At 24.9% G+C, this 12,066-nt stretch carries 12 protein-coding genes; all 12 read right to left on the reverse strand.

From position 1 onward, the window contains the following. Positions 1 to 163 precede the first annotated feature (163 nt). Positions 164 to 1,264 carry an AI-2E family transporter gene (locus NGI68_RS02630; protein WP_251859931.1) on the reverse strand — a complete coding sequence of 367 codons (1,101 nt, stop codon included), beginning with the start codon at positions 1,262 to 1,264 and terminating at the stop codon, positions 164 to 166. Between the two features lie 238 nt (positions 1,265 to 1,502). Continuing rightward, positions 1,503 to 1,925, reverse strand: a complete 423-nt coding sequence (locus NGI68_RS02635; protein WP_251859932.1) for a hypothetical protein — start codon at positions 1,923 to 1,925, stop codon at positions 1,503 to 1,505. 116 nt (positions 1,926 to 2,041) lie between these two features. Then, positions 2,042 to 3,424, reverse strand: a complete 1,383-nt coding sequence (locus NGI68_RS02640; protein WP_251859933.1) for a sulfurtransferase — start codon at positions 3,422 to 3,424, stop codon at positions 2,042 to 2,044. A 312-nt stretch (positions 3,425 to 3,736) separates the two neighbouring features. After that, on the reverse strand, positions 3,737 to 4,318 hold the full coding sequence (locus NGI68_RS02645; RefSeq protein ID WP_251859934.1) for a DUF3867 domain-containing protein: 582 nt from the start codon (positions 4,316 to 4,318) through the stop codon (positions 3,737 to 3,739). A gap of 238 nt (positions 4,319 to 4,556) precedes the next feature. Continuing rightward, positions 4,557 to 5,468: a tetratricopeptide repeat protein gene (locus NGI68_RS02650; RefSeq protein WP_251859935.1), complete on the reverse strand. Its 912-nt coding sequence runs from the start codon at positions 5,466 to 5,468 to the stop codon at positions 4,557 to 4,559. Between the two features lie 171 nt (positions 5,469 to 5,639). Continuing rightward, entirely contained in the window at positions 5,640 to 5,840 is a 201-nt protein-coding gene (locus NGI68_RS02655) for a DUF4250 domain-containing protein (protein ID WP_251859936.1), read from the reverse strand. Positions 5,841 to 6,077: 237 nt separating this feature from the next. Further along, entirely contained in the window at positions 6,078 to 6,542 is a 465-nt protein-coding gene (locus tag NGI68_RS02660) for a ferritin family protein (RefSeq protein ID WP_251859937.1), read from the reverse strand. A 66-nt stretch (positions 6,543 to 6,608) separates the two neighbouring features. After that, positions 6,609 to 6,920: a rhodanese-like domain-containing protein gene (locus NGI68_RS02665; protein ID WP_251860188.1), complete on the reverse strand. Its 312-nt coding sequence runs from the start codon at positions 6,918 to 6,920 to the stop codon at positions 6,609 to 6,611. Positions 6,921 to 7,497: 577 nt separating this feature from the next. Next, positions 7,498 to 7,998: a flavin reductase gene (locus NGI68_RS02670; protein ID WP_251859938.1), complete on the reverse strand. Its 501-nt coding sequence runs from the start codon at positions 7,996 to 7,998 to the stop codon at positions 7,498 to 7,500. Positions 7,999 to 8,119: 121 nt separating this feature from the next. After that, entirely contained in the window at positions 8,120 to 9,310 is a 1,191-nt protein-coding gene (locus NGI68_RS02675; protein ID WP_251859939.1) for an anaerobic nitric oxide reductase flavorubredoxin, read from the reverse strand. 438 nt (positions 9,311 to 9,748) lie between these two features. Next, positions 9,749 to 11,077, reverse strand: coding sequence for a DUF1015 domain-containing protein (locus NGI68_RS02680; protein ID WP_251859940.1), 1,329 nt, complete (start codon positions 11,075 to 11,077; stop codon positions 9,749 to 9,751). After that, positions 11,055 to 11,999 (reverse strand): D-2-hydroxyacid dehydrogenase, encoded by a 945-nt coding sequence (locus tag NGI68_RS02685; protein WP_251859941.1) that lies wholly within the window; start codon positions 11,997 to 11,999, stop codon positions 11,055 to 11,057. Before NGI68_RS02685 ends, NGI68_RS02680 begins: the two co-directional genes overlap by 23 nt. Between the last annotated feature and the right edge of the window lie 67 nt (positions 12,000 to 12,066).

A 12,066-nucleotide genomic window follows, 5' to 3' on the forward strand; every position in this document is an offset into this window, starting at 1 on the left:
TATCTTTTATATCTAACTTTTATATATTTTAAAATCCTATATATTTTAAAACTTCTTACAAGTAACTAACTGTATTATATAATAAATAATACACATTGGCTAAAAATAAAAACCTAATATTACAATATATGTTTATATAATAATCTATTAGTAAAATAACATACTATATATTATATCTTTCTGCTAATTTTGTAACATATATTTTAATTACTGCCATAGCTGGTGATGCTAATAGCATTCCCCATACACCAAATAAACTTCCACCTACAGTTATGCCTAAAATTATTAAAAATGGACTCAATCCTACCTTATCTCCAACTAATTTAGGTTCTAGATACCATGCATCAAATTGTTGTAATAAAAATAGAAATATCAATACCCATAATCCCCTAATTGGTACATAGAATAAATTTATTACTACCGCAGGAATCATACCTAAAAACGGTCCGAAATAAGGTATCATATTGGTTACACAAACTATTAATGCTATTAAAAGAGCATAAGGAGATTTTAATATTATTAATCCTATTAAAGCTATAAGACCTATTATTAAAGAGTCTAAAGCTTTTATGCCTATATATAGTTTTACCATTGAATCTACTGTTTTTAAAAATTCTATTATTTTCCCACCATACTTATCTCTAAATATTAAGAAAGCAATTCTCTTACCATTATGTATAAACTTTTCTCTATCACTTATAATATATATAGCTATAATTAGACCAAATACTAAATTAACCATAAAAGTAGTAAAAGATATAGTTTGATTCAATATTGTATTTAATCCTATTGTAGTAATTCCAGCAATCTTATCTATTAAATCTTTATAATTACCCTTAAAAACATTAGAGGAATTTATTATATTAGAAATTTCCTCATTATTTAATAAATTATTTACCACTTCATGTCCTTTATTTGTAAAATAAGGTATACTTTGAAATATATCCATTATGTTTTGAAATACTCTAGGTACTATCATACTTAAAACTAAAGCTATAATTCCTAAGGTTATAACATAGCATATAAGTATACTTAATCCTCTTTTTATTTTAAACTTTTTTTCAAAAAACTTAACTAGTGGATTTAATATATATGCTATTATAAATGCTATAACAAAAGGTGATAATATTTTAAAAACTTTTCCTATACCTAAAAAGATATTATTATAATTTTTCAATATCTGAATTAATACGAAAGATAATACTAAAGAACAAACTATAGGTATTATTAGATCTAAATACTTAGTCTTTTTATCTTTGATCAATTGTTTTGCCTCCAAATTAATTATTTTTTTCAATACAATATACTAAATTTTATCATGATTTCATACTTATGTTTATAAATTTTTTGTTAATGTTCCTATTATAGGTAACTATTAGTATAATATAATACATTAGCGTCTGCAACTATAATTATTTACTGTAGAAACATATTTAAGAATAATAATAACTAAGCCATTATATAGATTATTATATTGGCTTAGTTATAAAAAAAGTACAGAGTTATTTGTACATAAATATATTTATTATGAATTTAACATATTCTATAATCATTATTATAAATATTTCTATTAAAAAGAAATAGTATGCTTCTAGCTGAGGTGCCCCTTCATAGTTTATAAATAAATATAAAGCAATATTGAGTAACAATATAATAAATATATTAATTTTATATTTTATCTTCTTTTTCATATTTAATATAAGAATTATAATTGCAATTATAGTAAAAAGCAGTAATACATATGTATATAGTATTAAATTATTCTCATTAAAAATCCCTTTAGAAAATTGTTCTTTTTTAAACATAAGATATCTTATAACTCCCATTTTCTTTTGGGATAAATTTTCTAAAATTAGAGCTGGCAAAATAAACACAATCTGAATTATACTTAAAATCATCTTAATAATATTATATACTTTCTTCATTTCTCATATCACCCACTTTGTATATTATAGATATAATAAAACAAGGTGCCTCAAAACAAGATTTATTTTGAGACACACTTTCTTTATTAATTAAAACTATTTTAAATAGGATTTTATTATTTTTTAGAAGGATCTCCAACTTGTATTGGATTGTTTTTATTTCCACTCCATTCATTCCATCCACCATCATATAGAGATATATTCTTTAATCCCATAACATCTGCATATATTAGAACTTCCGCAGCTCTCCAACCAGTTCCGCAATAAAATGACAATCTTTGATCTGGTTTTATACCTTCTTTACCCCACATAGCTAATATTTCTGATCCGTTTTTCATTGTATTATCCGCATTTCTAAAATCTTCTAAATGTGAACTATCTGATCCTGCATGACCCCATACAGCTCCTGCTGGACGACCCTTAGCTGTTATATAGTCATAACCTGAAATTTTTCCTATAAATTCATCCCAACTTCTTATATCTACAAGCTTACTGCCTTCTTTATCTTTCAATATTTCTTTAGCTCCAGCTAAATCTATTATGTATCCTTTATTAGCTGGTACTTTTACTCCAAAAGAACTTACAGGAGTCTTTTTATTTACTGTTGTTTCTAATTTATACCCTGCATTAGTCCAAGCAGCTGTTCCACCATTTAACACTCTTACATCTTTAACACCCATATATTTTAATATAGCAGCTACTCTAAATGAAGGCATAGAATCTGCTCCATATAATATAACTGTTGTATCTGCTGTAATGCCGTTATTTTTAGCAAATTTTTCTAGCCTAGCATCTGGCAAGCGATTCCATAATGGACCTTCTTCTACTTCATCTGTATTTATATGTACAGCTCCTTTAATATGTCCTTTTTGATAATCTTTTGCTTTAGATTCATCTCCCCAGCTTACTTCAAAAACCTTATATTTATTACCTTCATATGTTTCTGGTTTCTTACCATTTATTACATCATTTACCCAACTTGCCGGTACTATCATTTTGTAATTTGGATAGCTTTCCATTGCAAACTTATCATCTTCTATCCATTTTTTAACGTCATATTTATATAATTTAGTTATTCCTTTTTTACTTAAATACTTTGCTACTTCCTCTGCATCTTTTCCATTAGCATCATATAAAACTACATTTTTATCCTTTGTAATACCTTTATTTTTTAGAACTTCTTCTAATCTTTTTTCTTTATTTTTTTCTGGATCTTCTGCTTTTAACCAATTTGCTGAAAAATCAGTAGCTCCTTTTATATGTCCACCTCTTTTTACTCCATCTAATTTCCATCCATTAAATGCATCATTGGATCTAGTATCTACCACTACCCATTCCTTTGAAGATATATTTTTAGATAATTCTTCTGTTTTTATTTCCTTCGGTAGAGAAGATTCATGTTTTTTATCCTCTGTTTTTTGGTTATTTGTACATCCAATTAATGAAAACATCATAACACCAAATATTAACAATATTATTCCTTTAAGATTTTTGTTCATTTCTACACCCCATTCCAATAATTAATTTTTATTTACCATTTATAATTTTACAATATTCGATTATTTTTTTACAATAAAAAATAATTATAGTTGAGCACATAATCTATAATTAAAACTTATAGCTTCTATACTTTTAAATAAAAACACTATGAAGTCTATTTTAATCAATAATCTTCATAGCGTTGATTAAATACTATAATATTAAACTAATGTTATAATATAAAGCAATAAATTTACATTTACTATATATAATTTTATACTGATTAATTTTATAAGTATATTTTGTGTGATAATATTTTATTTAATTATATACTAATAACTATAATTAGTAGTGTTTTGACAAACAGTTATATTTAGCTGTTTATCATTAAAAAGTTTTTTGTATGAACATAAAAATTCATTTAACTCACTATCATTTAAATCTATTTTTTTACTGCTTTTAAGAAATACACTTTCTCCTATTAGTTCAACTTTAATATCATTTTTATCATTTGTAATAGTATACTCCGTAACTTGTTTCATAAGTGGCTTTGCATTGTATTTTTCATGAAAACTCATAGTTTTTTTAACATCTTCATAGTTAAAATTATCTATATTTAGACCCAACGCTTTCACGTCTACTCCCAAATCTTTCATTTGTTTTTCTATATCATTAAAATTCACCCCATAAGATTCAGCATATTTTTCCATTAATTTTTTTTGTATATTCACGAACTTTTCTTGAGATATATTGTTTTTTCCCATATAGTCTTGTATTTTTTCCATAAACTCAGACATTGTTAAAGTTCCTTGAGCTACTGAACTATAAAGGCTATACATATACTGTTCAAATTTATCTAGATCTTTATCTGTTGCTTTGTTTTTTAAATCACTAAAATTTATAATTTCACTCATTTTTTTCTCCCTTTCTAGAATATATAAATTATATTACGTTTAAATTTCAACTTTTATATAGATTAGCTTTTATAATAATTTTTATTTATATTGTAAATATATACATATATAATAACTCTAAATCTTTATCTTATTATACTATATACATATTTATTTTATCACTAATAATTACTATGTTAAATAATATTAAGACATATTTATTATTTTCTTAACATATTAAGAATTATATTTATTGTAACTATTTAATTAAATCTCTGAAATCTTTTTGGGAGTTTAATATGTATAATTCTTCATCTTCTTTTATGTACTTAACAAATTCAGGATATAATTCTACTGCCTTATATAAATCTATTATAGCCTTTTTATATTCTTTTAAATAGGTATAATAACAAGCTCTATTATAATATAAAAATCCTTCTTCTTCATTGTTTAATATACCTTCACTTATAACCTCTATAGCTTTTTCATATTCTTTTAATTCTTTATATATAACAGCTAAATTTAAATAACTATATGAATAGTTTTTATTATCTTTTATAGATAATTCATAATTTAATATAGCTTGTTCTAATTTATTCAGTTTTTTATAAACAACACCCTTGTTAAATAAAGGCATATAGTGATTTGGATATAATTCTAAAGCTTTATCTGCCATACATAAAGCTTTATAGAAACACTCTATCTCTTCATATATAGAACTTAAATTTACGTAACTCCAAAAATCCTTTTCATCTAAAGATATTACCTTTTTATAACACTTTATTGCCTTTTCTTTTTCTCCCACATTATCATAAGCTCCTGCTAAAAAGAAATAAGCCCTATTATAATTTTTATCATATTCTATAGCCTTCTCATATAATTCTATAGCTTTTTCATATTCTTCTTTATTATCATATATTATAGCTAATCCATAATAGGCTCTAGAATCCTTTGAATCAACATTTAATATTTCTTCATATTTTTCCTTGGCTCTTTCATATTCCTCTAGCTCATCATATACAAATGCCATATCTAATAATAATTCTATATCCTTTGACCCGTTTGGAGTATTATAGGCTTTATTATAAAATTCCAACGTCTTGTCTATGTTTCTTTCTCTATAAAAATTTTTAGCTATTATTTTGTAATTATTTATTTTATATAACTGCATATTTTGACTCCTTCTAAAGCATTCATTTAGTTATATTTTATAATATAGAATATATAAAATCAAAGTAAATGCCAAGATTATTACATACTATATATTTTTATAAATCCTATGAAATCTTAGAAGATTAAAATTCATATTTTTCAAACTTTAAACTACTATATAAAGTGTATTTTAAATACTTGTAAATTGATTTATTTCACTGTCATATCTATATTCTATAGTTTCCATTTTATTTATAATATCTTCTTTTTTTAAATCATAGGTGCTACAAAGATCATCTAAATTATCAAATTCATCTCTTAATTTAGTATTTACTAAACTTAGCAGAATATATGGATTCATATTTTTTATTTGCTCTTTATCAATAATCATAAGCATGATCCTCCTTAAATATTAAAAAACTATTTTATTAATAATTATGGCTTCTTTTATTAATATTAAACATTTCCCTATATTTTAAAATAATATTTACATATTAATTTATATATTATAAAAAACAAACTCCTAATTATAGGATAAAATAAGATTCCTACTTTTAGGAGCTCGTTTTCTATTTATATATTCTTAATAAAATAATATATAAATAATAAATTTAGGGAACGTATAACTCTACTTGTAATATGGCTTTAATATTTTTATATGCCCTTCTTCTTCTTTTATTATTTTTCCTATAACATTATACGCTAACATGTTAGTATCTGTTTCTTTTCTTATTAACTGTCCTTGTATATCTACTAGCAATGCTAAATTTTCTTTTTCAAAATTCATAGAAAAATTCACTAAATCTTTTATATTATTCATTACAGGTATAGTCATAGACAATTTAAATTGCTGCATTCTAGATGATATTTTATCATATATAGAAAAATCTATATCTTCTTTTTGTAAAACTTCTATATCTTTTTTTAGATTTCTATAATATTCAGTATGCTTCTCTTCTTGTTTAGCTATAGTCTTAGCCACTATAGAAACTTTAGTATCTTTACAATTTTTGCTTATTTCTTCATATATACTAAGACCTTTTTTCTCAATATATATTAAATTATCTATTATATCTATTATTGTGTATGACATTAAGTTATCCCCCCTAAACTTTAGCCTACATTTTAATCATCCATTACTTATACAAATAATAAGAACCTATCTTTCCATTTCATAAGGCCAATCCATTATTCCACCCATATTATATACATTGCTATATCCTAATTCCTTTAAATACTCATATCCAATTTTGCTTTTTTTACCAGTCTTGCAATATATAAAAATTGTAGAACTTTTATTTGGAACTTGATTTATTATATTGGCTTTTAAATACTCTAGTGGTATTAATTTGCTATTTTTTATATGACCTTGCCTATACTCGCTTTCTCCTCTTACATCTATAATTATTATATCATTTCTCTCACTTAACATTTTCTTAGCTTCTTTTGGTGATATTATATTGGTATACATTTTCAATTCATCTTCTTCCTATATTGTTATTTTACTTGTATTAATCAGATCATATTATATTTGTTTAAATTAAATAAAATTGTAGCTAGCTAATATATATTTTTAGTATTAGCTATAAAATCTCTACCAACAAATTTTCATCAATATTTTAATAATTATTCTTGTCAAAAATTAAACCCTGTCTATATTAAAATATTTAACATATTCACACTGTGCTACTAGCTATTAAAAAATTTATTATACTAACCTTAAAAATTAATAACTATTGAGCTTTTAGATGATTTTAACAAGTTTATAATATTTTTTCCTGAATCCATAAATATTATTACATTATAGTGATATTTATTTAAGATGGTTTGTATTTTGCACCAATATATTAAAATAATATATTTTAATTAATAATAATTATATATTATTATTATACATATTTAAATGTGTTTTAGATAAATAACGCAAAAATTTAACATTTACATACATTTTGCTACATTACTTCAAAATATTTTTAACTTCCTATAAAAATGAAAGGCTATTGATAAATCCTTTCTATCAATAGCCTAATATTATTACTTTTTATATTTTATAATTTATAACAATTTAAAATTTCTCCATAATATAAAGTATGGTTATCTCCATTACTATAAAATGTATCTACTAATTCTTTATCCATAGCTTTTAAATCTAATGGTTGCTTATAAATTACTTTACATTCATAATGCATTCCGTTACTTTCTATAACTGGTGTGCTTAACTTTTCACCATCTCTTAATTTTAAATTACATTCTTTTATCTTATCATAATCTCTTCCTGATTTTGATCCACAAAAACCTATACTTTTTTTCATAGTATCGTCAAATGGAATTGTTACTGTAAATTCATTACTTTTGTCTATAAATTCTTTAGTATATCTACTATCTCTAACTAAAGCTATAAATATAGGCTTTCTCCATTCAAATCCTATATTTCCCCAACCTATAGTCATGGTATTTACTTTTCCGTCTACACTAGTAGTTAAAAAAGCTCCTTTCTTATATAAGTTTTCAATAGCTTCAGTAGAGTTCAATGTGAAATTTCCTGACATAAAATCACCCCTAACAATCCTGTAAATATTTTAATTCTTATTTTATATTATACACTACTAATCCAAGTTATAGCCAATCTTAATATTTTTTATGAATATATAACTAAATATTTATATTTTATTATTGAATACTTTCTCCTATATGCTCTCCAAAATTTCTGCATCTATCTAGTGCCTCTTCATCAGGATTCCATATCTCTCTTATACCATCATTTATTATTTCAAATCCTGCTTTATTTAGCTCTTCTTTAATTAGCTTAATAGCTTCTCCACCCCAACCGTAACTTCCAAATGCTGCAGCCTTCTTTTCTTTAAATCCAAGCCCTTTCATCATTTCTAATATTGCTGCTGTGGATGATAGCATGCCTTTGTTTATTGTTGACGATCCAACCAATACTACTTTTGATTTAAATATTTCTGTCATAATATCATTTTTATCATTCTTAGCGGAATTAAAAATTTTTATAGCCACATCCTTATTAGCCTTCTTTATACCTTCTGCTATAGTCTCAGCCATTCTTCTTGTACTATTCCACATAGTATCATAAATTATAGTAACTTGATTTTCCTTATAATTTTTAGCCCAATCCATATATTTATCTACAATTTGAAGAGGATTTTGTCTCCAGATAATACCATGACTAGGGCAAATCATATTAACAGGTAAATTAAAACTTAATATTTCCTCTATTTTCTTTATTACAAGTGGACTAAACGGTGTCAAAATATTTGCATAATATTTTATTGCCTCCTGTAACAACTCTGAACTATCAACTTTATCATTATACATAAGTTCTGAAGCATAATGCTGTCCAAAAGCATCATTACTAAACAATATATTTTTACCACTTAAATAAGTAAACATACTATCTGGCCAATGAAGCATTCTTGCTTCAACAAATATTAACTTGTTTTTTCCTATTTCTAAAATATCTCCTGTTTTTACCTCAACAAAATTCCAATCTTTATGATAATGGCCCTTTAGTAATTTAGCTCCATTTTTAGTACAGTATATAGGAGTGTCTGGAATTTCTTTCATAAGTTCTGGTAATGCCCCACTATGATCAATTTCTGAATGATTTATAACAATATAGTCTATTTTATCTAAATCTATTTCTTTTTTTAAATTAGAAATAAATTGCTTTGTAAATGGTTGCCAAACAGTATCTATAAGTACATTTTTTTCATCTTTAATTAAATATGAATTATAAGATGTTCCTCTATTTGTAGAGTATTCTTTTCCATGGAAACTTCTTAATTCCCAATCTATCTTCCCCACCCAAGTAACCATATGATTAATTTTAAATGCCACAATTATCTTCCTCCCTAATTATACATTTTTAAATAATATATTATTTTTAAGTTTTATATATTAAAACATAACTTGTTCTAACTTTATTATTTTTTATATATTATCCTAAAAATTTTACAAATATCCTTAAGAACAATATAGTTAGTATATCCTTATTTTCTATAAAAAACCTACCCATATTATTCAAAATCTTATTTATGAGGTTGATATTACAATAAAAAATCATCTAAAGCTTCCTTATCAGTTACAGATTCATATTTAGCTCTTTTAGTTTCATTATAATAACTATGTTCAGGTCCTACTCCTCTTTGTCTTCGAATTCATTTTTATATTTTAAGAGAGTATGTCAGATATAAAATAAATTTACAATAGCAAAATTTATTAATTTTTTATCATTAGGCATGGTATATTTCACATGTAATTCTCATTAAAACTTAATTATATTTCATGTACAAAGAATCCACTTCTTAGTTTTGGTTCAAACCAAGTAGATTTGGGTGGCATAACTTTATTATTATCCGCTATTTTTATTATTTCTTCTATAGCTGTAGGATACATAGAAAATGCTACCCCATTTTCTGTTTTATCCACTAATTCTTCTAATATTTCTAGTCCTCTTATACCACCTACAAAATCTATTCTATTATCCCTTCTAGGATCTTTTATCTTAAGTATTGGTTCTAATAAATTATTTTGTAATATAGCAGCATCTAAAGATTCTACCTCATCTTTTTCATTAAATGTATTTTCCCTTGCGGTTAATACATACCATTTATTTTTATAATACATACCAAAATTATGTTTTTCTTTAGGTCTATATTGTAACTCTTCTGAACATATTTTTTCTAGGTATTCACTTTGCAACTTATGCTCTACTTCACAATTTATTATAGTTTTTTTGTTTTCTAATCTACCATTGTATTCTCTTACTATAAATTTTTCTTGTATTTTATTTATAAATTCCTCTTCTGTATAATTTAATGTATCCTTTACCACTCTATTATAATCCATTATTTTTAATTCCTTATGTGGAAAAAGCACACCTAAAAAATAATTAAATTCTTCTTCTCCTGTGTGGTTTTCATTTTCTTTCCTTCTTTTTAACCCTACTTTTACTGCTGAAGCTGCCCTATGATGTCCATCTGCTATATAAACAGAAGGTATAGTTTTAAATATATGGCATATTTCTTCTATTTTATTTTCATCATCTATTGGCCATACTGTATGTCTAATTCCATCCTCTGCTGCAAAATCATATAAAGCCTTATTTTTAGTACAGTTTTCTATTATAACATTTAATTGTTCCTCATATTTATAAGTTAAAAATATAGGCCCTGTATGAGCACTACAAGTATCCACATGTTTTATTCTATCTAATTCTTTTTCCTCTCTAGTATACTCATGCTTTTTTATTGTATTATTCATGTAATCATCAATAGATAAACAGCCTACTATACCTGTTTGTGTATTCCCATTCATATTTAGCCTATATATATATATCATTGGTTTTTCTTCTTTTATAAATAGTTTCTCATTTATCATAGTGTGCAAGTTTTCTTTTGCCTTTTCATAAACTTTTTCATCATAAGCATTAACATCTTGGTTTAAATCTATTTCTGCTCTATCTATATGCAAGAATGAATAAGTGTTTTTATCCCCTATTTTCTTAGCCTCTTCTCTATTTACTACATCATAAGGTAATGCTGGTATCCTATCTTCAAATCCAATATTAGGTCTTATTGCTCTAAATGGCCTTAGTATTGTCATATTCTTTTCCCCCTATACTGAGAAAATCCTGTAATATTTCTACTATTTCACCTGCTATTTTAAGTTGCGCTTCTTTAGTAGCAGCTCCTATGTGCGGTGTTACGCTTACTCTTTCATGATTTATAAGTTCTTTTTTAGGTTTTGGTTCATTTTCAAACACATCTAGGGCTGCAGCCGCTACTTTTCCATTGTTAAGAAACTTCAAAAGAGCTTCTTCCTCTATTACTCCACCTCTAGCACAATTTATTATATAAACCCCGTCCTTCATTCTATTAAATTCTTCTTCTTTTAATAAAGGTTTTTTATCTTTATTTAAAGGTATGTGCACAGATATAAAATCTGAATTATTTAGTAAACATTCTAAACTACAGCACTTAAATTCTTCATAACCTTCACATTTACCTGCTATATCATAATAAATCACAGTCATACCTAATGCCTTTGCTCTTTTAGCTACTTCTTTAGATATTCTTCCAAATCCTATTAAACCTAAAGTTTTTCCATATATTTCTATACCTTTATATTGTTTTTTCTCCCACTTTCCTTGAAGCATAGTAACATTTGCGGTATTTATAAATCTACTTATACAAATCATGTGACCTATAGTTAGTTCTGCTACAGATACACTACTAGCTTTAGGAGTGTTAAAGACCTTAACACCTTTTCCTTTTGCATATTCTAAATCTATATTATCAAGGCCTACTCCTGCTCTTATAACTAATTTTAAATTTCCTTTTGTTCCTTCATCTATTATTTCTTTATCTACTTTAGTAGCTGATCTTATTATAATAGCATCAAAATCTTTTATTTTATCTTTAAGCTCCTGTTTTTCAAAATGTTTGTCTACTATAACAAACCCAAGTTCCCTTAATTTATTTAATGCATTTTGTTCCATACCATCAGAAATTAATATTTTTATCATAATTTATATTTAGTGAGAGAGTGTATTATAAATACCAAACTTTCACTAAAATTCACCACCCTTCATA

This window comes from Clostridium sp. Marseille-Q2269, assembly GCF_943736985.1.
Classification (GTDB): domain Bacteria; phylum Bacillota; class Clostridia; order Clostridiales; family Clostridiaceae; genus Clostridium_F.